The 22,655-nt window shown below is 72.6% G+C and carries 19 protein-coding genes; 7 read left to right on the top strand and 12 right to left on the bottom strand.

The features are described from left to right. The first annotated feature begins 33 nt into the window (after positions 1-33). The 3 genes from exaC to ocd all read left to right on the top strand — a co-directional run bounded on the left by exaC (position 34) and on the right by ocd (position 3,824). Positions 34-1,557 (top strand): acetaldehyde dehydrogenase ExaC, encoded by a 1,524-nt coding sequence (exaC, locus tag L3K22_RS01485; protein ID WP_263309827.1) that lies wholly within the window; start codon positions 34-36, stop codon positions 1,555-1,557. Between the two features lie 109 nt (positions 1,558-1,666). Then, on the top strand, positions 1,667-2,689 hold the full coding sequence (gene adhP, locus L3K22_RS01490) for an alcohol dehydrogenase AdhP (RefSeq protein ID WP_263309828.1): 1,023 nt from the start codon (positions 1,667-1,669) through the stop codon (positions 2,687-2,689). 124 nt (positions 2,690-2,813) lie between these two features. Next, the gene (gene ocd, locus L3K22_RS01495) at positions 2,814-3,824 is read left to right on the top strand and encodes an ornithine cyclodeaminase (protein ID WP_263309829.1); all 1,011 of its coding nucleotides are present in this window, start codon (positions 2,814-2,816) and stop codon (positions 3,822-3,824) included. A 54-nt stretch (positions 3,825-3,878) separates the two neighbouring features. Here the strand turns inward: ocd and L3K22_RS01500 are convergent, their stop codons facing one another. From L3K22_RS01500 to L3K22_RS01535, 8 genes are all read right to left on the bottom strand, one after another. Further along, complete coding sequence (locus L3K22_RS01500) at positions 3,879-5,777, bottom strand: BCCT family transporter (RefSeq protein WP_263309830.1); 1,899 nt, start codon at positions 5,775-5,777, stop codon at positions 3,879-3,881. A 343-nt stretch (positions 5,778-6,120) separates the two neighbouring features. Then, positions 6,121-7,419: a uracil-xanthine permease family protein gene (locus L3K22_RS01505; RefSeq protein ID WP_263309913.1), complete on the bottom strand. Its 1,299-nt coding sequence runs from the start codon at positions 7,417-7,419 to the stop codon at positions 6,121-6,123. Between the two features lie 49 nt (positions 7,420-7,468). Further along, entirely contained in the window at positions 7,469-9,166 is a 1,698-nt protein-coding gene (locus tag L3K22_RS01510) for a DUF7937 domain-containing protein (RefSeq protein WP_263309831.1), read from the bottom strand. A 113-nt stretch (positions 9,167-9,279) separates the two neighbouring features. Beyond that, complete coding sequence (locus tag L3K22_RS01515; RefSeq protein ID WP_263309832.1) at positions 9,280-9,945, bottom strand: DUF6320 domain-containing protein; 666 nt, start codon at positions 9,943-9,945, stop codon at positions 9,280-9,282. After that, the gene (locus L3K22_RS01520) at positions 9,942-11,402 is read right to left on the bottom strand and encodes an alcohol acetyltransferase (protein ID WP_263309833.1); all 1,461 of its coding nucleotides are present in this window, start codon (positions 11,400-11,402) and stop codon (positions 9,942-9,944) included. The genes L3K22_RS01515 and L3K22_RS01520 overlap by 4 nt, the downstream gene beginning before the upstream one ends. Beyond that, positions 11,399-12,334: an alpha/beta hydrolase gene (locus L3K22_RS01525; protein WP_263309834.1), complete on the bottom strand. Its 936-nt coding sequence runs from the start codon at positions 12,332-12,334 to the stop codon at positions 11,399-11,401. Before L3K22_RS01525 ends, L3K22_RS01520 begins: the two co-directional genes overlap by 4 nt. Beyond that, positions 12,331-12,834 carry a flavin reductase family protein gene (locus tag L3K22_RS01530; protein ID WP_263309914.1) on the bottom strand — a complete coding sequence of 168 codons (504 nt, stop codon included), beginning with the start codon at positions 12,832-12,834 and terminating at the stop codon, positions 12,331-12,333. The genes L3K22_RS01525 and L3K22_RS01530 overlap by 4 nt, the downstream gene beginning before the upstream one ends. Positions 12,835-12,836: 2 nt before the next feature. Then, positions 12,837-13,256, bottom strand: a complete 420-nt coding sequence (locus tag L3K22_RS01535) for a YccF domain-containing protein (RefSeq protein ID WP_263309835.1) — start codon at positions 13,254-13,256, stop codon at positions 12,837-12,839. Positions 13,257-13,337: 81 nt separating this feature from the next. Between L3K22_RS01535 and argS the strand changes: the two genes are divergently transcribed. Together argS and L3K22_RS01545 are read left to right on the top strand one after the other, a co-directional pair. After that, complete coding sequence (argS, locus tag L3K22_RS01540) at positions 13,338-15,095, top strand: arginine--tRNA ligase (protein WP_263309836.1); 1,758 nt, start codon at positions 13,338-13,340, stop codon at positions 15,093-15,095. Positions 15,096-15,228: 133 nt separating this feature from the next. Beyond that, positions 15,229-15,936, top strand: a complete 708-nt coding sequence (locus L3K22_RS01545; protein ID WP_263309837.1) for a lysoplasmalogenase family protein — start codon at positions 15,229-15,231, stop codon at positions 15,934-15,936. A gap of 9 nt (positions 15,937-15,945) precedes the next feature. On the opposite strand, the gene L3K22_RS01550 is transcribed toward L3K22_RS01545, so the two are convergent. Then, positions 15,946-16,881, bottom strand: coding sequence for an alpha/beta hydrolase fold domain-containing protein (locus tag L3K22_RS01550; protein WP_263309838.1), 936 nt, complete (start codon positions 16,879-16,881; stop codon positions 15,946-15,948). A 124-nt stretch (positions 16,882-17,005) separates the two neighbouring features. Between L3K22_RS01550 and mtnN the strand changes: the two genes are divergently transcribed. After that, positions 17,006-17,728: a 5'-methylthioadenosine/S-adenosylhomocysteine nucleosidase gene (mtnN, locus tag L3K22_RS01555; protein ID WP_263309839.1), complete on the top strand. Its 723-nt coding sequence runs from the start codon at positions 17,006-17,008 to the stop codon at positions 17,726-17,728. Between the two features lie 17 nt (positions 17,729-17,745). On the opposite strand, the gene L3K22_RS01560 is transcribed toward mtnN, so the two are convergent. Next, positions 17,746-18,687, bottom strand: coding sequence for an NAD(P)-dependent oxidoreductase (locus L3K22_RS01560; RefSeq protein WP_263309840.1), 942 nt, complete (start codon positions 18,685-18,687; stop codon positions 17,746-17,748). A gap of 61 nt (positions 18,688-18,748) precedes the next feature. On the opposite strand from L3K22_RS01560, the gene L3K22_RS01565 reads away from it, so the two are divergent. Beyond that, positions 18,749-20,542, top strand: a complete 1,794-nt coding sequence (locus L3K22_RS01565; protein WP_263309841.1) for an alpha/beta hydrolase — start codon at positions 18,749-18,751, stop codon at positions 20,540-20,542. A gap of 12 nt (positions 20,543-20,554) precedes the next feature. Here the strand turns inward: L3K22_RS01565 and L3K22_RS01570 are convergent, their stop codons facing one another. Further along, the gene (locus tag L3K22_RS01570; protein ID WP_263309842.1) at positions 20,555-21,415 is read right to left on the bottom strand and encodes a sulfurtransferase; all 861 of its coding nucleotides are present in this window, start codon (positions 21,413-21,415) and stop codon (positions 20,555-20,557) included. Continuing rightward, positions 21,412-22,626, bottom strand: coding sequence for an endonuclease/exonuclease/phosphatase family protein (locus tag L3K22_RS01575; RefSeq protein WP_263309843.1), 1,215 nt, complete (start codon positions 22,624-22,626; stop codon positions 21,412-21,414). The genes L3K22_RS01570 and L3K22_RS01575 overlap by 4 nt, the downstream gene beginning before the upstream one ends. Positions 22,627-22,655: the final 29 nt, after the last annotated feature.

Below are 22,655 nucleotides of genomic sequence, written 5' to 3' on the forward strand. Positions count from 1 at the left end.
CCGACCGTCCGCGATCGCACCGAAGGGAACGCCATGACTGTCTACGCACACCCCGGCACGGAGGGCTCGAAGGTCACCTTCAAGCCCCGCTACGAGAACTTTATCGGAGGGCAGTGGGTGCCGCCCGTCAAGGGCGAGTACTTCGAGAACCCCACCCCCGTCACCGGCCAGGTCTTCACCGAGGTCGCCCGCTCCACGGCCGAGGACATCGAGCTCGCGCTCGACGCCGCCCACGCCGCCGCCCCCGCCTGGGGGAAGACCTCGGTCGCCGAGCGCGCGGTGATCCTGGGCAGGATCGCCGACCGCATAGAGGAGAACCTCGAGATGCTCGCCGTCGCCGAGACCTGGGACAACGGCAAGGCGATCCGCGAGCCGCTGAACGCCGACTTGCCGCTGGCCGTGGATCACTTCCGCTACTTCGCCGGCGCGATCCGCGCCCAGGAGGGCGCGCTCTCCCAGCTCGACGACGACACCGTCGCCTACCACTTCCACGAGCCGCTGGGCGTGGTGGGGCAGATCATCCCCTGGAACTTCCCGATCCTGATGGCGGTGTGGAAGCTCGCCCCGGCCCTCGCCGCCGGAAACTGCGTGGTGCTCAAGCCCGCCGAGCAGACGCCGGCATCGATCCTCGTGCTCGTCGAGCTGATCGGCGACCTGCTGCCCGACGGGGTGGTCAACATCGTCAACGGCTTCGGCGCCGAGGCCGGCAAGCCGCTCGCCTCGAACAAGCGCATCGCCAAGATCGCCTTCACCGGCGAGACCACCACGGGCCGGCTCATCATGCAGTACGCGAGCCAGAACCTCATCCCGGTCACCCTGGAGCTCGGCGGAAAGAGCCCGAACATCTTCTTCGAGGACGTCGCCTCGCAGCAGGACTCGTACTACGACAAGGCTCTCGAGGGCTTCGCGATGTTCTCCCTGAACCAGGGCGAGGTGTGCACCTGCCCCTCGCGCGCCCTGGTGCAGGAGGGCATCTTCGACTCCTTCGTCGCCGACGGCATCGCCCGCGTGGAGGCCACGAAGCAGGGCGACCCGCTGGACACCGACACCATGATCGGCGCGCAGGCCAGCAACGACCAGCTCGAGAAGATCCTGTCCTATCTCGACATCGGCAAGCAGGAGGGCGCGAAGCTGCTCACCGGCGGCGAGCGCGCCGACCTCGGCGGGGACCTCTCGGGCGGCTACTACGTCACCCCCACGGTCTTCGAGGGCGACAACTCCATGCGCATCTTCCAGGAGGAGATCTTCGGCCCGGTGCTGGCGCTGACCCGGTTCAGCGACTACGAGCAGGCGATCTCGATCGCGAACGACACCCTCTACGGGCTCGGCGCGGGCGTGTGGAGCCGCCAACAGAACACCATCTACCGCGCGGGTCGCGCGATCCAGGCCGGTCGCGTGTGGGTGAACAACTACCACTCCTACCCGGCGCACTCCGCGTTCGGCGGCTACAAGTCCTCCGGCATCGGCCGCGAGAACCACCTGATGATGCTCGACCACTATCAGCAGACCAAGAACCTCCTGGTCTCCTACTCGGAGAACAAGCTCGGCTTCTTCTGAGCCGACCCTCCCCGCAGCATCCATCCCACCATCGCAGCGGCCCCTCGACGCTCTGTCGACGGCCCGCCCTCACCCCCTGCCCGAGAACGGGCCGACCAAGGAGCACGAGATGACCACCACCATGACCGCCGCCGTCGTCCACGAGTTCGGACGGGACCTGTCCGTCGAGGAGTACACGCTGCCCGAGCCCGGCCCCGGCCAGGCTCTCGTCAAGCTGATCTCCTCAGGCGTGTGCCACACCGACCTGCACGCCGCCGAGGGCGACTGGCCCGTCAAGCCGTCCCCGCCCTTCGTCCCCGGCCATGAGGGCGTGGGCACCGTCGTGAAGGTCGGCGAGGGCGTCACCGACGTGCAGGTCGGCGACCTGCTCGGCAACGCCTGGCTCTGGAGCGCCTGCGGCGACTGCCAGTACTGCCGCACCGGCTGGGAGACCCTCTGCGAGGAGCAGAACAACGGCGGCTACAGCGTCGACGGCTCGTTCGGGCAGTACATGCTGGTGGAGACCAGGTTCGCCGCCCGGATCCCCGAGGGCGCCGACCCCTACGAGATCGCCCCCGTGCTGTGCGCCGGGGTGACGGTCTACAAGGGTCTCAAGCGCACCGAGGTGCAGCCCGGGCAGTGGGTCGTGATCTCCGGGATCGGCGGACTCGGCCACATCGCGGTGCAGTACGCGGTGGCGATGGGCATGCGCGTGATCGCGGTGGACATCGCCCAGGAGAAGCTCGACCTCGCCACCAAGCACGGCGCGGAGGTCGTGGTGGACGCGAACCAGGTCGACCCGGTCGAGGCGATCCAGGAGCAGGTCGGCGGCAGCCACGGCGTTCTCGTCACCGCCGTGCACCCCAAGGCCTTCGGGCAGGCGATCGGGATGACCCGCCGTGGCGGCACCATCGTGTTCAACGGCCTGCCCCCGGGCGACTTCCCCGCCCCGATCTTCGACATCGTGCTGAAGGGCCTGACGATCCGCGGCTCGATCGTCGGCACCCGCCAGGACCTCGCCGAGGCGATCGAGTTCTACGCGGCCGGGAAGATCCACCCCACCTACTCGCGCCGCTCGCTCGAGGACATCAACCAGATCATCGGCGAGATGAAGGAGGGCAAGATCGACGGCCGCGTCGTCATCGAGTACTGAGCACGCCGCCGACGGGCGGGTCGACCGGTTCCGCGCCGGTCGGCCCGCCCGCCGGCCTACGCTGGGGGTGGAGCACTCCTCGACCCCCGCGCGACGACGCGCCCCCCGACAGGAGATGAGAACGATGCCTCACCTGCTCGACGTCCCCGGCACCGTCCGCTGGATCCGCCGCGACGGCCTCGAGAACATCCTCGCGGGGATGGTGCGATACCTGGAGTCCGACCTGCTGCGCTGGGAGGAGTTCGAGAAGGTCCCGCGACTGGCCAGCCACAGCCCGCACGGGGTGATCGAGCTGATGCCGACCAGCGACGGATCGCTGTACTCCTTCAAGTACGTCAACGGCCACCCGCACAACCCCGCCCGCGGGCTGCAGACCGTGACGGCCTTCGGCGTGCTCGCCGACGTCGACAACGGCTACCCGATCCTCCTCTCCGAGATGACGCTGCTGACCGCGCTGCGCACCGCCGCGACATCGGCGCTCGCCGCGCGCGAGCTCGCCCTGCCCGGCACCCGCGTCCACGCCCTGATCGGGGCGGGCTCGCAGGCCGAGTTCCAGGCGCTCGCGATGCGGACCGTGCTCGGGATCGACCGTCTGCGCGTGCTGGACCTCGACGAGGCGGCGGTGGAGAAGGTGCGGCGCAATCTCGTCCCGCTCGGCTTCGAGATCCACGCCGCGAGCTCGATCGAGGACGTGCTCGAGGGCGCCGACGTGGTCACCACCTGCACGGCGGACAAGGCCCGGGCCGCGGTGCTGCACAGCGAGCAGGTGCGTCCCGGCATGCACCTCAACGCCATCGGCGGCGACTGCCCGGGCAAGACCGAGCTGGACCCGACGATCCTCGAGGAGGCGCGGGTGGTGGTCGAGTACGAGCCGCAGACCCGGATCGAGGGCGAGATCCAGCAGCTGTCCGCCCACGTCGAGGTCACCGAGCTGTGGCGGATCCTCGCCGGGGACGCCTCGGGCCGCACCTCCGACGCCGAGGTGACGGTGCTGGACTCCGTCGGCTTCGCGCTCGGGGACTTCTCGGCGCTGCGCTGCGCGCTGGACGCGACCGAGGGCACGGACCTGCTGGGATGGGTGGACCTCGTCGCCGACCCCGACGACCCGAAGGACCTCTTCTCCCTCGTGACATGACGACGGCCGGCGCCCTCAGCAGGGCGCCGGCCGTCGGCACGGGAGGCGGGAGGGTCAGTCCTCCGCGGGCGGAGCGCTCGGCGCGCTGGGCGCGCTCTTCCTACCCTCGACCCGCGTGCGGTGACCGCCGCGACCGATGCCGCCGCGGGTGCGGGTGAGGCGGTAGTCGATGCGGTCGTCGACCAGCGAGGCGATCTCGTCGGTCGAGGCGTGGGTGCGGCTCACCTCGTCGGTGATGTGCGCGGTGACCCGCTCCAGGCGGGCGAGGCGCTCGTGCTCGGCCAGCACCGCCCGGTCCAGGCTCAGCGCCTTCACCAGCGCCACGCACATCAGCAGCAGGATCACGCTGAACGGCAGCGCGGTCATCAGCGAGCCGGCCTGCAGGGAGGTCAGGCCGCCCGAGAGCAGCAGCGCCGCGGCGAGCAGGCCCTCCAGCAGCGCCCACAGCACGCGGGACCACATCGGCGGGTTCGGATGGCCGCCCGAGGCGAGCATGTCCACCACCAGCGAGCCGGAGTCCGAGGAGGTGATGAAGAAGACCGCGACCACGATGATGCCGAGCACCGACAGCAGCTGGGTGGCGGGGAACTGCTCGAAGATGCGGAACATCGATTCCTCGGCGGTGATGTCGCCGAGGTCGCCGGTGCCGAACCACTGGCGGAACAGGCCGTTGCCGCCCCAGATCGAGAACCAGATCATGCCCACCAGGGTGGGGACCAGCAGCACGCCGGCCACGAACTGGCGCACGGTGCGCCCCTTGGAGATGCGGGCGATGAACACGCCGACGAACGGCGCCCAGGCGATCCACCAGCCCCAGTAGAACAGGGTGTTGCCGGCGAACCAGCTCTGCGCCTCCTCGGAGCGGGTATACGCGCCGACGTCGAGGGTCAGGTGGAAGACCTCGCTGAGGTAGATGCCGAGGGACTCCACGAAGTTCTGGAAGATGAACACGGTGGGGCCGAACAGCAGCGCCGCGACGGCGAGCAGGCCCGCGAGGGTCAGGTTGCCGTTGGAGAGCCACTTGATGCCGACGCCGACGCCGGAGACCACGGAGAGGGTCGCGATGAAGGTGATCACCACGATCAGGATCACCAGGAAGTTCGTGGAGACCTCGTCGACCAGGCCGATGACCTGCATGCCGGCGGCGATCTGCTGGGCACCGAGGCCCAGCGAGGTCGCGATGCCGAAGACGGTGCCGAAGATCGCGAGCACGTCGATGACGTCGCCGATCCAACCCTTCACCCGGTCGCCGAAGATCGGCTCGAGGGCCCAGCGGATCGAGACGGGACGGCCGCGGCGGTGCATGGCGTACGCGATCGCCAGGCCGATCACGGCGTAGGCGGCCCAGGGGTGCAGGCCCCAGTGCAGGAAGGTCTGCGCCATCGCGAGGCCCGAGGCCTCTGCGCCCTCGACGTCCCAGCCCGGCTTGGGGCTGTTCGTCGTGTAGCCGAGCGGCTCGGCGACGCCGTAGAAGACGAGCCCCACGCCCATGCCGGCGGAGAACAGCATCGCGAACCACGACATCAGCCCGAACTCGGGCTCGTCGTCGTCACGGCCGAGCCGGATCGAGCCCCACCGGGACAGCGCGACGATGATCGCGAAGGCGACGAAGATGCCGATGGCCAGCATGTAGAACCAGCCGAGGTTCGCCACGATCCAGTTCTGGGATTTCTCCATCACCGATCCGGAGGTCTCGGGGAAGACGATCGCCAGCAGCGCGACGCCGAGCACGACGACCATCGCGGGCCAGAACACGGCCGGCGCGATCGTGCCCTTGCTGATGCGCGCGCCCTGTCGGCGCAGCTTCTCGGTGATCTCGTCGTCGGAGTCGTCGGTGGCGATCTGCTGGGACCGGGGAAGATGAACGGTCCTGGGGAGCTCTTCGGGCCATGCGGAGATGTCGGAGCCCTGCGCGGGCGCCTCCGCTCCCTGGCCGTGACCTGAGCTGCTCATAGCGGTCCCTTCTTGTCGATTATCGGATTCCCACCAACTGTGCAGGATGCCCGGGGTATGGAGAGAACAGGCCGATCCGGAGTCCGAAGGTCGGACAACCGGCATCTGCGCAGTTCAGCACGCTTCCACGCGCTGTTGCGCCGTCCGTCGCGACGGTCGGGGAACTCACATGCCCGACCCCGGACACGTGGCGCATCACACTCGCGAGCGTCAGAGCAGCCACGCCAGGTACGGCGCCTCGATCAGCGGGACCATGAGCCCGGCGGGTACTCGGGCGAGGGCGACGAGGCCCACGAAGCCGACGACCCCGACCGCGAGCACGCCGGTGCGCTCCAGTCGCGCCTCATCGCCGGCGTCGAGCAGGCGCCCGATCCTGGTCGGCGCGCCCGTCGGCCGGGCCGCGCTCGGTGCCGGTCAGGCGGCCGATCCCGCGTATGCCGTGGAAGACGACCAGCGCCGCCACGGTCCTGAGCGCGATGCCGGTGAAGGCGAAGCCGCCGACCTCCCAGTGCAGGTCCGCGATCGCGATGACGAGGGCGACGCCGGCGGTGAGCTGGTTCTTCGGGCGGGCGAAGTCGACCTTCCCGTCGATCCACATGCGGAAGCCGACGATCGCGATCAGCCCGTAGAGCACGAAGGTCACGCCGCCGAGCACGCCCGGTGGGATGGTGTTGATCAGCGCGCCGACCTTCGGGGAGAGGGACAGGCCGATCGCCACCAGGCCTGCGACCCAGTAGGCGGCGGTGGAGTAGACGCGGGTCGCGCTCATGACGCCGATGTTCTCGCCGTAGGTGGTCGTCGGCGAGCCGCCGAAGGTGGCCGACAGCGCGGTCGCGGCGCCGTCGGCGAAGAGGGTGCGCCCCACCATGTGGTCGAGGTTCTTCCCGGTCATGGTGCCGACGCTGGTCACGTGGCCGACGTTCTCCGCCAGCAGCACCACGATCACGGGCAGGAAGATCGGCATCAGGCCGAGGTTGAACTCCGGGTGGTGGAACTCGGGCAGACCCAGCCAGGCCGCCTCCCGCACCGCGGTGAAGTCGACCTCGCCGCGGGCGAGCGCGATCAGGTAGCCGACGACCACGCCGACCAGCACGCTGATGCGTCCCAGCAGTCCGCGGAACAGGGCGGTGCACAGCAGGATCGCGATCAGGGTGAGGGTCGCGGTGACCGGGGCCTGCGAGAAGTTGTTCTGGTACGTGGTGGGCACCAGGTTCAGGCCGATCAGCGCGACGATCGAGCCCATCACCACCGGCGGCATGAGCCGGCCGATCCAGCCCGTGCCGATCCGCTGCACGAGCAGGCCCAGCAGGGCCAGCAGCACGCCGGTGACGAGCACCCCGCCGAGCGCGGCGCCCATCGAGTCGGCCTGGGTGGAGGCGGTGATCGGGGCGATGAACGCGAAGGAGGAGCCGAGATAGCTGGGCACCCGGTTCTTCGTGATCGTGAGGAACAGCAGGGTGCCGAGGCCGGAGAAGAGCAGCGTGGTCGAGGGCGGGAAGCCGGTGATGACCGGGACCAGGAAGGTCGCGCCGAACATGGCGATGACGTGCTGGGCGCCGATCCCGATCGTCAGCGGCCAGGCGAGCCGCTCCTCGGGCAGGACGATCGCGTCGGAGGCGACGGTGCGGCCGTCTCCGTGCAGGCTCTAGCGGAACATGGTTCTCCAGGGGTGGGGAGGGACGGCGGGCCGGTCAGCGGCCGGGGAAGGTCTTCCGCTCGGCGGTGGCCTCGGTGACGTCCGGGACCAGGTCGAGGAGGGAGACGCGACCGTTGTCGCGGGCGCGGAAGTCGGCGAACATGCGGGTGATGTCCGGGGCGCCGAACTCGTCCCGCACGGGGGCGGGGACCGTGAGCATGAGCGCGGTGGCGATGCCGAGCACGAGGGCGACGCCGCCGGTGGTCAGGCCCGCGCCGCTCGCGGTCGCGATCGAGCTCACGATGACGTCGAGGAAGCCGACGACGACCAGGACGAGCGAGGCGACGACCCCGCTGGCTCGGGCGCTGACCGCGGGACGGGAGAGCAGCGCGGTGCGGCCGAAGACGGAGACCAGCACGAAGCAGGCGCAGACCGCGGCGTCGACCAGGTGCAGGACGGGGCCGCCGGGGCGGGGCACGGAGGTCGCCGCGAGGGCGCCCATCAGGTGCCACAGCACCGCGGCGGAGTGCATCAGGGCGCTGAGCTCGAGGGCGCGCACCGAGTACACCAGCCAGTCGGTGCGGCGGAAGGACAGCGGCATGGAGCGCACGAAGGAGCGGGAGACCATCAGCCCCAGCGCGGCGAAGAGGAATGGCAGGTAGACGAAGCCGCGAGCGACGCTGATCGGGGCGGCGAACTGCAGCCCGAGGGTGTTGTCGGCCAACGCCCCGACCGCGAGAGCGGCGACGACGGCGGTGGAGAAGACGTACCAGGAGCGCTCCCGGCGCAGCGCGGAGGCCAGCACCACGGCCAGCAGCAGCGTGGAGATCAGCGTGTTCGCGAAGGTCATCAGCGAGAACGCCCAGCCGGTGGTGAACAGGCGGCCGACGATCATCACCAGCGCCAGCAGCAGCGCGGCGGCCGCGGCGATCCCGACCCCGAGGAGCAGCCGCCGAGCGGCGCGGCGAGCCCGCTCCTGCGGGAGATAGCCCTCGTGGGCGCGCGGCTCGATGCCGAGGATCGCGCCGAGCAGCAGCAGGGAGACGCCGACGCCGATCCCGACGGGGGGCCCGTCGGGCAGGGGGGCGAAGAGCACCGGGAGGGAGAGCACGAGGTCGGCGCCGAGCACGAGCAGGGCGATGACGAGGGCGGGGGCCATGCCCGCCACGCGCAGCGTGCGGATCGCGCGCAGCGGCGGCGCGGCGGGGATCCAGCGCAGGGCGTGGACGGCGACCAGCGCGGCGAGCGCGACGCCGATCGAGATCCGGCCCAGCAGATCCAGGACCGGGTTGTCCGCGACGGTGAAGGTGGTGGTGAGGGCGGAGGTGAGGCAGATCAGGGCGAGCACGTCGCGCAGCGCGTCGAACAGGCCCAGGTCCTTGAAGCGCTCCGGCAGCTGGAAGCCGGCGATCGGGATCTCGTCGTCCTCGGCGTTCGGGGTGGTGCCCGAGCGGGCATAGGAGACGACGCGGGGGCGGGCGAGCGGGGCGACGGTGTCGTCGTCGGTCCCGTCGGAGCCGTCCTCCTCGCCCTCCACCGCGGGGATCGCGCCGGTGACCGCGTCGGGCTCGGTGCCGGGGCGGTCTCGGTCCGGCAGCGCCGGGCCCTGCCCGCGGCGTGCCAGCAGCGGCTGGGCGTAGCGGTCGAACTCCTCGCGGCCGGGGAGGCGGTCGGTGGGGAGGCTGTGGGGGTCGTCGATGGCGAAGATCCAGTCGGCGTCCTGGTCCTCCTCCGAGCGCGGATCCCTGTCCATCGACCTTCTCTCCTGCTGTTCGTCGCCCGGACGGCCGCCCGGGCGCAAGTCTGCCCCTCGCATCCTAGGGAGCGCGGGGGCGCAGGGACCGTCGGCGCGCCGTGGGATCTTCGCTACAGGTGCAGGCGCGTGGCCAGCTCGTGCCGCACCGCGCCGCCGCGCACCGTCAGCAGCAGCACGATGGAGAGCACGCTCAGACCGCCGCAGATCGCCGAGGGGATCACGGTGCCCACCCAGCCCAGCGCCAGGAACACGATCGGGGTGAGCCCCAGCAGCACCGTCAGCCCGAGATAGACGATGTAGTCGCCCACCTGCATCCGCACCGCCCGCACCGTGATCACCAGTCCGATCAGGGAGGCGGCGCACAGGATCGGCACCACGAAGGTGAGGGACCAGGCGTCCCAGCCGGTCAGGTAGTCCCAGTACACGCAGACGCCGCCGGCGAGCGCGACGAGATAGACGATGAACTTCGCGAGGTTGCGGCGCTTGCCCACCGCGACCAGCACCACCAGCCAGGTCGCGACCACGCCCAGCCACACCGAGCGCAGCGCCCCCAGGCCCTGTTCCTCGGGACGGAACAGCAGCTGGGCGAGGAAGGACAGCGCGATCACCGCCAGCGAGGTCAGCGTGAGCACGCGCAGCACGCGGCGGCGCCGGAAGCGCAGCGGCACCGCCGGATAGGGGCTCGGCGCAGCGGTGCCCTCGAGCGTCGCCGCGCACAGGGGGCAGCGGGTCCACTCCCCCTCGACGCCGACCGCGCAGTCGGGGCATCTCCTCATCGCCCCACCTCCGCGAGCTCCGCCTCGGTGGTCCGGGACGCGGCCACGGACACCTCGATGCCGGCCTCGGTGAGGATCCGCGCGTACTCCCGCACGTGCTCCGTCTCCACGAAGGGCGAGGTGAAGGAGATCGTGAGCAGGCCGGCGTGGGAGATGGCACAGAACTGGGGCCGGGCGGCGGAGACGTGGAAGAGCATCCGGCCGACGTGCGGGGCGGCGGCCTCGGGCAGCGTCACCCGGCCCAGGTTCGAGATCGCGACGGTGAGCGAGCGGTTGTTCGCCCGGTTGGCCAGCCCCAGCAGCACGTCCTTGAGCGGGCGGGGCACGATCCGGGCCAGCGGAGCGCGCTCCACCCGGATCAGGCGGCGCAGCCTCCCCTCGAGCGCCTCCGGCCGCGCCTGGGCGCCGAAGTCCTGCTGGAGCTGCCGGGCGACCTCGCCGAGGGAGTCGCCGCCGGCGCCGTAGGTGTGGGAGACGGTGATCGTGGCGAAGAAGTTGCGTGCCGAGTCGGAGGGGAAGAACTGGCGCAGGTTCACCGGCACCGAGGCGGCGAGGGTGCGGGCGCCGCGGGCGTCCCGCTCCAGCACGCCGGTGCGGCGGATCGCCTCGAAGAACGCGGCGGTGAGGAACATCGACATCGCCACGCCCTCCCCCTTCGCGAGGGCGAGCACGGGCGCCACGGGCATCGTCAGCTCGAGGACGCGGGTGCGGTGGTCGGGGGTGCGGGTGCCGCGCAGGCGCAGCACCCGTCGCGGCGCGGGCGGGGCCGGGTCGGGGGCGTCGGTCTCCTCTCCCGCAGGCTCCTCCGCGATCTCGGGCTCCTCCTCCCCGGCGCGCAGCATCGCGGAGGCGGCCTCGCGGCTGAACTCCTCCTCGTGCGCGGCCCGCTCCTGCTCCTCCCGCGCCCGGGCGGCGCGCTCGGCCCGTGTGCGCCGACGGAAGTGGTGGGCGAAGGAGTCGGCGGCCAGTTCGTGGACCTCCGGCTCGACCGAGCCCGCCGCGTCGGCCGTGTCCTCGGGGGCGAAGCGGCGACGGCAGTACTCCTCCAGCAGGGCGGTCAGGAACCACAGCGCCCCGGTCCCGTCGGAGAGGGCGTGGAACACCTCGAGGCTCACCCGGCGGCGATGGTGGACGACGCGGAACAGCAGGGTGCGGCGGTCGGCCTGGTAGATCGGGGCGCAGGTGTGCTCGGTCTCCGGTTCGAGGACGGGGCGGAGGTCGCTGTCCTGGAGGTAGTACCAGAACACGCCGCGGCGCAGCACTGCGTGGTAGAGCGGGAAGCGCTCGTAGGTCGCTTCAAGGGCCTCCTGCAGCAGCGCCGGGTCGACCTCGTGGTCCAGCTCGGCGGCCATGCGGAAGACCTTGGTGTCCACGTCGCTGCGGGCGGCGAGGAAGATGTTCGAGGCGTTGTCCAGGCGCACCCAGTGCCGTCGCCGGACCGGCAGGGAGAGCTTCACGGCCCCTGCTCCAGGAACTCGTCGATCACCTCGTACGCCTCCCTCAGGGGGCGCGCGAAGCGGGGCAGGGTGATCACCCCGTGCAGCGCCTCCTCGAGGCGATGGACCCGCACCCGGTTCCCGGCCTCGGCGAGCGCCCGGCCGTAGGCCTCCCCCTCGTCGCACAGCAGGTCCAGGCCCGCGCTGAGCACGAGGGTGTCCGGCTGCCCGGAGAGGTCCTCGGCCATCAGCGGGGCGACCAGGCGGCTGCGGCGCAGCGCGGGGTACGGGACGTACAGGTCGAGATAGTCCTGGACCTCCGTGCTGGTGAGCCGGTAGCGGTCGCCGAGCCGGCGCACGGACTCGAAGGGGGAGGTGGCGGGGTCGTGGTCGTAGTGGGTGACCGGGTAGAGCAGGATCTGGCGCGAGGGGACGCGGTGGCCGCTCTCGCGCAGCAGCAGCGAGACGGCGGCAGCGAGGTTCCCTCCCGCCGAGTCTCCGACCAGGACGATCCGGTCCGGGTCCGTCAGACCCGCCCGGCCCGGGTCCTCCAGCAGGCCGCGTGCGACGCCGTAGCAGTCCTCGAGCCCGGCGGGGAAGGGGTGCTCGGGGGCGAGGCGGTAGTCGACGGAGGCGACGTGGCAGCCGGTGAGGTCCGCCATGGTGGCGCAGGCGGGGGTGTAGCTCTCGATGTCGCCGGTGACCCAGCCGCCGCCGTGGAAGAACAGCAGCAGGTCCTCGCGGCGCCGCTCGGTCGGCGCGAACACCCGCACCGGCACGCGGTGCCCGTCGGGGGCGTCGGAGAAGGTGTCCCAGGTGGGGGTTCGGTAGCGGGCCGTCGGCAGTGCGGCCAGACGCCGCTGGAGGGTGCGGACGCGCTGGTAGTCCTCGCGGACGTCGAAGCGGCCGGCCCGGGCGACCGCGCGCAGGGCCAGGCGCAGCAGGGCGCTCACGGCCGCAGCTCCCGCTTCTCCCCCGCGAAGCGGATCGCGGGGCCCGCCTCGGCACCGCCACCGCCCTGTCCCATCTCGACGACGGGACCGATCAGGAGGCGGTGAGTGGCAGCGTCGACGCCCTGCTCGATGCGCAGCGCGAAGTGGGCGAGCGCGCCGGGGAGGATCGCGTCCCCGTCGGCGGTGCGCCCCGCCTCGATCCCGGCGAGCATCCCCTGCAGCGGCGCGCCGGGGGTGCCGAAGCGGTCGGCGAGCGCCTGCTGGTCCTCGGCGAGCAGGCTCAGGCAGCAGTGGCCCGCCTCCTCCACCGCCTCCGCGGCGCGGGAGAGTCCGTACAGGGCCAGACCCATCGTCGGCGGGTCGTAGGAGATGTCGAGATAGGAGTCGACGGTGACGAGCAGGTCGTGGGGCCCCTGCCGGGTGCTGACCACGGCCAGGCCCACGGCGAGCAGGTCGCTGAGGCGGCGGTACTCGTCCTGGTCGACGCCGTGATGCGCCATGCTCACCGCGCCGTGGGGAGCATGCGGGCGCGGGCCGAGTCCGCGTCGAGGATCTCCTTGCCGAAGGGGAAGCAGGTCATGGGGATCAGCTTGAGGTTCGCCCACGCGAGCGGGATGCCGATGATGGTGACGGCCTGGGCGAGCGCGGTGACGACGTGGCCGAGCGCGAGCCACCAGCCGGCGATCACGAACCAGACCACGTTGCCGATCGTGCCGGCGGCGCCGCTGCGGCCGGTGTCGACGACCTCGCGGCCGAAGGGCCAGATCACGAAGCCCGCGATGCGGAAGGACGCGAGTCCGAACGGGATCGTGAGGACGAGGAGGCAGGCCAGGATCCCGGCGAGGAGATAGCCGAGGAAGAGCGACCAGCCGGCGGTCAGCAGCCAGATGATGTTCAGGACCAGGCTCAGGAGGGAACGCATGGGGCCAGGGTAGGCACCGCTGCTGTCCGCGGCCAGGGGGCTGTCCCCCGACCGTGCGGGAGGGCCACTACTCTGGGAGCCATGCCAGCTCCCGAGATCGCGCTGACCGAGCGCTTCCAGTCCGCCTTCGCCGCCGCCTTCGGGCCCGAGTTCGCGGACGCCGATCCGATCATCCGCCCCTCGCAGTTCGCGGACTTCCAGTGCAACGCCGCGATGGGACTGGCCAAGCGCCTCGGCCGCAAGCCCCGCGACATCGCCGCGGACATCCTCGCGGCCGTGGACCTCTCGGACATGGCGGAGACCCCGGAGATCGCCGGTCCCGGCTTCCTGAACATCCGCCTGCGCACCGACTGGGTCGCCGCGCAGGCCGCCGAGCTCGCGGCCGACGCCCGGCTCGGCGTGCCCGCTCCCGAGCACCCGGACACCGTGGTGCTCGACTACTCGGCGCCGAACGTGGCCAAGGAGATGCACGTCGGCCACCTGCGCACCACCGTCGTCGGCGACTCGATCGCCCGGACCCTCGAGAAGCTCGGCCACACCGTCGTGCGCCAGAACCACATCGGCGACTGGGGCACCCCCTTCGGGATGCTCATCGAGCACCTCCTCGAGGTGGGCGAGGACAGCGCCGAGGCGGAGCTGCTGAAGACCGACCCGAACGCCTTCTACCAGGCGGCGCGCGCGAAGTTCGACGCCTCCGAGGCCGCCGCCGACGGCGCATCCGGCTTCGCCGCGCGGGCGCGTCGGCGCGTGGCGACCCTCCAGTCCGGAGACGCCGAGTCGCTGCGCATCTGGAGGCACCTGGTGGGGCTGTCCAAGGAGTACTTCCACCGCATCTACGAGATGCTGGACGTGACGCTGACCGACGAGGACCTCGCCGGCGAGTCGACCTACAACGACCAGCTCGAGACCACCTGCAACGATCTGGAGGCCGCCGGGATCGCCCGGATCTCCGACGGGGCGCTGTGCGTGTTCCCGGAGGGCTTCACGGGGCGCGACGAGCAGCCGCTGCCGCTGATCATCCGCAAGACCGACGGAGGCTACGGCTACGCCACCACCGATCTCACCGCGATCCGCCATCGCGTGCGGGACCTCGGGGCTGACCGCATCGCCTATGTCGTCGGCACCGCGCAGGAGCTGCACTTCCGGATGGTGTTCGCCACCGCGCGGGAGGCGGGCTGGCTGCCGGACGAGGTCGAGGCGACCCATGTGAAGATCGGCTCCGTGCTCGGTGAGGACGGCAAGATCCTGCGCACCCGCTCCGGCGCCTCGCTGCGGCTGATGGCGCTGCTGGAGGAGGCCGTGGCGAAGGCCCGCACCGTCATCGACGAGCTGCGCCCCGACCTCTCCGACCAGGAGCGCGAGCAGATCGCGCACGCGATCGGGATCGGCGGCGTGAAGTACGCAGACCTCTCCACCGCGCACGACTCGGACTACACCTTCGACCTCGACCGGATGCTGGCGCTGACCGGCAACACCGCGCCCTATCTCCAGTACGCGGTGGCCCGGATCCGCTCGATCGGCCGACGGGCCGAGACGGCCGGCGTCACCGCCGCGGACGCGCCGCTCGTCGTCAACGACGCGGAGCGGGCGCTCGCGCTGCAGCTGCTCGAGTTCGGCCCGGTCCTCGCCTCCGTCGGCGCGGAGTACGAGCCGCACCGACTGTGCGCCTATCTCTTCTCCCTCGCGCAGGCGTTCACCGCGTTCTACGACGCCTCCCCGATCCTCAAGGAGGACGACGCGGAGGTGCGCGCGGGTCGTCTCGCCCTCGCGCAGCTCGCCGAGCGGGTGCTCGTCGAGGGCCTCGACGCGCTCGGGGTGGAGGCGCCGCAGCAGATGTGAGGGCACCCCCGGCGCGGCAATTCGGACATCCCTCCCCGGTCGTGACCGAACCGTGTCCGCCGTTACCCAAACGTGCCCCAGTCCGGCGGTCGATCCCTGGTCAGAGCCAGGATCTGCTTCCTACGCTGGGACGGTGTCCACGATCCGCTCGGCCCATCGCGCCCTGTGGGGGGCCTATGCGCTCCTCGCACTGGTCCACCTCGGCGCGCTCCTGGCCGACGCGGATCTGATCGGCCGGATCACCCAGCCGATGTTCGCCCCGCTGCTCATCGCCGTGGTGCTCACCGCGGCCCCGTACCGCTCCCGCACGACGGGGCTCATGCTCGGCGCCCTGGTCTGCGCATGGATCGGAGACAGCGTGGGGCAGGTCCCCGTCGAGAGCAGCGGGATGCTCGCCGTGGTCGGCTTCCTGGGCGCGCTGATCTGCTACTCGGCCGCCCTCGTGCCGCTGTGGACCCGTTCCCGCGACCCGATGCGCATCGCGCTCGCGATCCCCTACGGCGCCGTGGTGATCGGGCTGTTCGTCGCCTGCGCGGACGGGGCCGGCTCCCTGCTGCCGATGGTGGCCGCCTATGCGGTGGCGCTGGCGACGATGGCCTTCCTCTCCGCCGGCGGCAACGGCCTGACCTGGACGGGAGGCACCCTGTTCCTGCTGTCGAGCTCGCTGCTGGGGATGGACTGGTTCCTGGCCGGCGCCGCGATCGCGTTCAGCACGGAGCTGGTGATGCTGACCTACCTGGTGGGCCACGCTCTGCTCGTGGCGGGGCTGGTGAAGGCGATGCCGCGGCACCGCTGGACCGTCGCCGCCCCCGCCCCCTCGCTCGTGATTCTCGAGGGCTGACGGGGCCGCTCAGCCCTGCCGGCCCTCCTGATCCTTCCGGCCAAGGGCACGGCCGATCAGCTCGGACTGCTCGCGGTGCAGCCGCTCGATGTCCTCGCCCTTGCGGGGGATCAGCTGCAGACCGAGGCGGCCGCCGATCTCCCGATAGGCGACCTCCTCGCCGTTCTCCTCGAGCTGGAGACGCGCGACCCGCGCGTCGGAGGCGAAGAGGTCCTTCTGGCCGACGCTCAGGTGCAGCGGCGGCAGGCCCTCCAGGCCCCGGTTGATCGGGGAGAGGTCCGGATCGTCCAGCGGGGTGCGCCCGGCGTAGCGGCGGGCCGCATCGCGCAGCAGGCGCCGCTCGTGCACCGGATCGGACTGGTCCGTCTCGCTCATCCACGCGGCGGACAGCTCCAGGTCCAGCCAGGGCGACATCAGCACGATCGCGGCCGGGGCGGGCACCGGCGCGAGCGCCTCGGACTCCTGCTCGACCAGTCGCCGCGCGACGACCACGGCGAGCCCGCCGCCGGAGTGCTGGCCGCTGAGGACCCACCGGCCCTCGCCCAGCCGTCCGTCCGCCGCGAGCGCGGCGAGGACCGCCTCGACGTCGTCCCGGGCGACGGGGTGCTGGTGGTCGGGGGCGTTGCGGTAGTCGACCATGAGCCCGGCGCAGTCCTGCGCCTCGACCTGGCGGGAGAGCCAGGCCCAGTCGCTGGTGAAGGGGCCCGAGACGTAGGCGCCGCCGTGCAGGTGGATGATCAGGCCGTTGCCGCGGTGGTGGCGGTCCAGCCACACGGTGCGGGTGCGGCCGATCATCTCCTGCTCGATCGCATGGGACTTCAGCACGTGCGAGGGAGGCTGCGGGCTGCGGGCCTCGCGCAGCGCCTGATGGGTGAGGGCGGAGGGGATCGGGATCCTCGCGGCGGCGCGAGCCCCCGTCACCACGGCGTCTCGGATGCGACCCATCGCTTGCCCTCCTGTCCGCGGCCGCTCGGGCCGCCTCTGTGCCGGTCCGCCCAGACTAACGAACCCGCCTGGACGGTGCGGGAGCGGCACCGGCCGGGCTCCGTTCCGCCGGTACGCTTCGAGCATGCCTGAGACCTCCGCCCCCGCTCCCCTGCTGGTCCTCGTCGCGATGCCCGAGGAGGCCGCACCGCTGACCTCCCGCCTCGAGGACCCCGCCCCGGTCGAGGTCCCCTTCCCCGCCCCGGTCGCGGCCGTCCGCGGTCGTCTCGCCGGCACGGACGCGGTGGTGGTCACCACCGGCATCGGCGTCGCCGCCGCGACCGCGGCCGCGACCTGGGGGATCCTCACCCTCTCCCCCGCCCTCGTGGTCGCCGCCGGCTCCTGCGGCGGTCTCGCCGCCGACGTGGAGGTCGGCACCGTGATCGTGGGCGAGTCCTTCGCCTGGTCGATCGCGGACGCGACCGCCTTCGGCTACGCCCCCGGGCAGCTGCCCGGCGGGCCCGAGCGGATCGTGGCCGAGACGGCCTGGGCGGACCGGGCCGAGCGCGCCGCCCGCGCCGAGGCGGCCGCGGTGCGGCGCGGGCTGATGCTCGCCGGCGACGCCTTCGTCACCGCCCCGCTGGCGGACCCGATGCGGGAGCGGTTCCCCGGCGCGCTCAGCGCCGACATGGAGACCACCGCCACCGCCCGCACCGCCGGGGCGCTCGGCGTGCCCTTCGTGGCGCTGCGCGCCGTCTCGGACCTGTGCGGTCCCGCCGCCGGTCAGCAGTTCCACCTCGAGATCGACGTGGTCGCGGAGACCTCGGCCCGGGCCGTCGAGCGCCTCGCCGCCGATCTCGCCGGCTGAGGCGCCCCGGCGCGGCGTCAGCGCGCGGCCGGGTGCAGCACCTCGCCGCCCTCGACCAGGACGCGGAGGTTCGCGGCGATCCGCTCGTCGGCGCCGACGGGCCGGCCTCCTGCGCCGTGCGGGGTGATCAGCAGGCGCGGCGCCTCCCACAGCGGATCGCCCTCCGGGAGCGGCTCGGGCTCGGTGACGTCGAGAGCGGCCGCGCCGAGGGTCCCCGCCTCGAGCGCCTCGCGCAGCGCGACCTGGTCGACGGTCGCGCCGCGGCCGACGTTGACGAGGATCGCGTGGTCCGGCAGCGCGGCGAGCACCTCGCGACCCACGATCCCGGCGGTGCGCTCGGTGGCGGGCAGGATGTTCACCAGCACGTCGGTGTCCGGCAGAGCAGCGGGCACATCGGCCTCGGAGATCACCTCGACGCCCGCGCGGGTGCCGGCGCTGCGAGCGGCGCCGCGCACCTCGACGCCGAGGCCCTGCAGCATCGGGGCGAGGGTCTGCCCGATGCTGCCGAAGCCCCAGACCAGCACGCGCGCGCCGAGCAGCGTGGTGAGCCGGCCCTCGGGGTGCAGGGGCTGCAGGCCGCCGAGCTCGCCGCTCCACACGTGCCGCGCCTGCGCCTCGCCCGCCTCGGGCAGTCGCCGCACGAGGGCGAGCAGCAGGGCGAGCGCGTGCTCGCTGACGGTCCTCGAGTGCAGGCCCGCGCCGGTGGCGACGACGACGTCGTCGGCGAAGCCGGCGGCGAGGATCCCCTCTACCCCGGCGGCGAGGGATTGCACGAGCCGCAGCTGCGGCAGGTCCGCGGCGGCGGAGGCGAGATGGCGGCGGGAGGAGCCCCAGACCACGAGCGCGGCGGCGTCGTGGTGGGCGGCGGGGATCTCGGCGCGGGCGTCGACCACGACCGCCTCCCAGCCCTCCGGCAGCGTCGGGTCCAGCGGCATGGTGTCGGGAAGCAGGATCTTCATGGCACCAGGGTACGGAGGGAGCGCATCGCGCCTGACTGGGGTCCTCCGTTAGCCTTCCCCCATGCGCTTCGGCCCCGCCTCGGCACTGTCCTCCCTGACCGGCCTCACCGGCGGCGCCGCGCGAGCGCTGCGCCGCACCACCCGTCGGGCGCGGCGCGGGGCGCGCCGCTCGGCGATCGCCGCCCCGCTGGACACCGGCGGATTCCTCGGCGCCTCGCTGACCGCATGGATCTCGACCTCCCCGAGCCTGCTGCCCCGCACCTGGTGGATGTGGGCGGCGAACATCGGGCTGTCGGAGGTCTACGGCTACGCCGCCGGCACTATCGCGGGCCGTGCCGTGCGCCGCGCCGGCGCCGCGATCGGCCTCGAGGTGGACATCGCCCCGGACCATCGCCGCCGCGCCCGCTGGGCGGGGGCGTGCGCCCTCGTCGGCATCACCGCCTACTCGTGGGTGCGCGGGGTGATGCGGCAGCGGGAGATCAGCCTTCTGGTCCACCAGGAGCCCAAGAACCTCGCCACGCACCTGGTCGGCACCGCGGCCGGCGCCGGGTTCTCCCTCGCCGCGCTCCTCGCCGCCCGGTCCACCGTCGCGACCGCGCGCTTCTACCGTTCACTGCTGCGCCCTTACCTGCCGGCGCGTGTGGTCGGCGTCGCCTCGCTACTGCTGACCGCCGCGACGGTCGCGGTGGTGGTGGACCGGCTGATCCGCGGGCGGGTGCTCGAGGGCATGATCGAACGGGCCGACGCCGCGAACCGGCTGATCTCCCCCGACGTGCCCCGCCCCACCTCCGCGCTGCGCTCGGGCGGGCCGGGATCGCTGGAGACCTGGCAGTCCCTCGGCGCGCCCGGCCGCAAGATCGTCTCCGCCGGCGCGGAGGCGGCCACGATCTCCCGCACCGTCGGCCGTGAGGCGGCCGAGCCGATCCGCGTGTACGCCGCGAAGTCCGGCTCCCGCACCCTCGAGGACACGGTCGAGGCGGTGATCGCGGAGCTGGACCGCACCGGCGCCTGGGACCGGGAGGTGCTGGTGCTGTTCACCGGGACCGGCACCGGCTGGCTGCAGGAGTGGTCGCTGTCCGCGATCGAGTTCCTCACCGCGGGGAACTGCGCGACCGCCTCCCTCCAGTACTCGTACTTCCCGAGCCCCCTCACCTATCTCGCCGACCGCCGCTCCCCGCAGCGCGCCGGCGCGCTGCTGGTCCAGGGCGTGCGGCGCCGGATGGCGCAGCTCCCGCCCCAGCGGCGTCCGCGCCTGTACGTGGCGGGCGAGTCGCTGGGCGCCTTCGGCGGCACCGCCGCGTTCCGCGACCTGCCCGAGCTGCTGCGCACGGTCGACGGGGCGGTGTGGACCGGCACCCCGAGCTTCACGCCGCTGTGGGAGCAGCTGACGAAGCGCGCACGGCCCGGCTCCCCCGCCGTCGCGCCGATCATCGACGACGGCCGGCACGTCCGCGTGGTCACCCGACCGCGCGACCTGGACCGCAACTACTGGGGCGGGCTGTACGTGCCGTGGGAGAGCCCGCGCGTGGTCTTCGCCCAGCATCCCTCGGACCCGGTGGTGTGGTTCGACCCCTCGCTGCTGTGGCGGGAGCCTGCGTGGCTCCAGGAGCGGGTGGGGCACGACGTCACCCCGGCGATGCGATGGTTCCCCTGGATCACCTTCTGGCAGGTCGCCTCGGACATGCCGCTGTCGATCGCGGCGCCGGGCGGGCACGGCCACTCGTACCACGAGGAGATGGTCCCGATCTGGGCGGCGGTGCTGGGCCAGGACGTGCCCGAGGAGCAGCATCCCGCGCAGCGACGCCGGCACCGCGAGATCATCGCGGCGATCCGGGAGATCAACCCGGGAGCGTGAGCCGGAAGGGGCTCAGGGGTTCGGGCCGACGACGGCGGGCCGTTCGGGGTCCGTGCTCCACTGCGACCAGGAGCCGGGGAAGAGCCGCACCCGCGGGAAGCCCGCGGCCTCGAGCGCGAGCAGGTCGTGGGTGGCGGTGACGCCGGAGCCGCAGTACACGACGGTCTCGCCGTCCGCGGTGACGCCGGCCGCCTCGAAGCGCTCCCGCAGCTCCTCGGGGGGAAGGAAGCGCCGCTCCGGATCGAGGTTGCCGGCATAGGGCAGGTTCACCGCGCCGGGCACATGGCCGGCGCGCGGGTCGATCGGTTCGACCTCGCCGCGGTAGCGCTCGGGGGCGCGGGCGTCGATCACGACGGCCTCCCCGGAGGCGGCGAGCTGCGCGACCTCGTCGGCGCTCACGATCCGGTCCGCGGGCCAGTCCCGCACCGGCACGTCCCCGGGCTCCGGGGTGACGGGCCCGCTCTCGAGCGGTCCGTTCCAGGCGTGCAGGCCGCCGCTGAGCACGGAGGCCTCGTGGCCGAGGGCGCGCAACATCCACACCAGGCGGGCGGCAGGGCCGCCGTCGGTGTCGTCGTAGGCGATGATGCGGGAGTCCTCGGTGACGCCGAGACGGCGCAGGGTCGCGGCGAAGTCCGCGGGGTCGGGCAGCGGGTGCCGGCCCGCCTCGGGGCGCGCCGGGGCCGCGAGCTCGGTGCCGAGGTCGACATAGGCCGCGCCGGGGAGATGCCCGGCGAGGTGGTCGTGCTCGCCCTTGCTGCCGTCGAGCGCCCAGCGCACGTCGAGCAGGACCAGGGGGCGACCCTCCTGCCCGATCTCGTCGATCAGCGCGTGCAGCGCGGCGACGTCGAGGAGCGGGGCGGAGATCGGGCTCACGCCTTCACCTGCAGGTCGACCCGCACCAGGCGGTGATCGGAGGTGGGGAAGGGGTGGCTGCCGGTCAGCTCGCTGCCCGGCTCACCCCGGCGCGGCCAGTACACGGCCGAGGAGGCGATCTGCAGCTCGCGGGCGGGCAGCACGTAGTCCACGCGGAGGTTCCCGGGGGTGGGCTCGGCGAAGTCGGCGGTGTCGTACCGCGACTCGCCGGCGTGCTCGGCGTTCGCGCCGCCCTGCAGCTCGGCCGCCTCGACGGCGCCGTCGCTGGTGGGCTTCGGGTCCTGGACGCGGGAATGGCGCAGCAGCTGCTCGATCGCACCGGGCCAGGAGTCGCCGTCGGCCGGATCGGAGTTCAAGTCGCCGAGGATGACGAAGGGGGCGCTGGGCTCCAGGCCGCCGCGCGACCCGGCGTCGTCGACGATCCACTGCGAGCGACGGCCGGGCTGGAGGTAGTCCACCCACAGCCGGATCTCGTCGTGGTTGCGTCGCTGGTTGCGCTTCTCGGGGCCGTCGAAGCTCGGCGGGGTGGGGTGGGCGGCGAGGACGTGGAGGACGTCCGTGCCGATCTGCACCGGCACGTCCCAGTGCGACTTCGAGCTCAGCCGCAGCTGCGGGGAGATCTCCGGCCCGTAGAACTCGGTGGGCAGCAGGTTGTGCGGCATGTCCGCCCAGCGCAGGTTCTGGAAGGTGCGCACCTGATCGGTGAGGATCGGGTAGCGGGAGAGGACCACCATCCCGTACTGGCCGGGGAACTGGCCGAACCCCCAGGCGTCGTCCGGGCCGCCGGCGGTGCCGTCGCGGTTCAGGTCCAGGCCGGAGGGGACGCCCGTGTTCACGGGGGCGGTGAAGGCGTAGGGGTAGAAGGCGGGGCTCTGCCCGTTCTGCGGCACCTCGAGGTACTTCTCGCGGAAGAGGTCCGCGCCGCGGCCCTCGTCGTCGTGGTCGAACTCGTTGAGCAGCAGGATGTCGGGGTTGTTGATCTGGATGACCTCGGCGACCGCCCGGATCTGGGCGTCCTCGCCGGTGGCGAGGTCCTCGAGCAGCTGCCCCTCACGGCCGCGGTTCAGGGAGGCGTTGTAGGTCGCGGCGCGCAGCGTCTGGAACGCGCCGCCCCGACGCGCGGGCTCCGCCGCGGTGGCGGCGGCGGGCAGTCCGAGCCCGGCAGCGGCGGCGGCGACGAGCGCCCGGCGGCGGGAGAGGCGAGGAGTCATGATCTCCATTGTGCACGTTCCCGGGACCG

The organism is Brachybacterium atlanticum (assembly GCF_025669985.1).
Lineage (GTDB): Bacteria > Actinomycetota > Actinomycetes > Actinomycetales > Dermabacteraceae > Brachybacterium > Brachybacterium conglomeratum.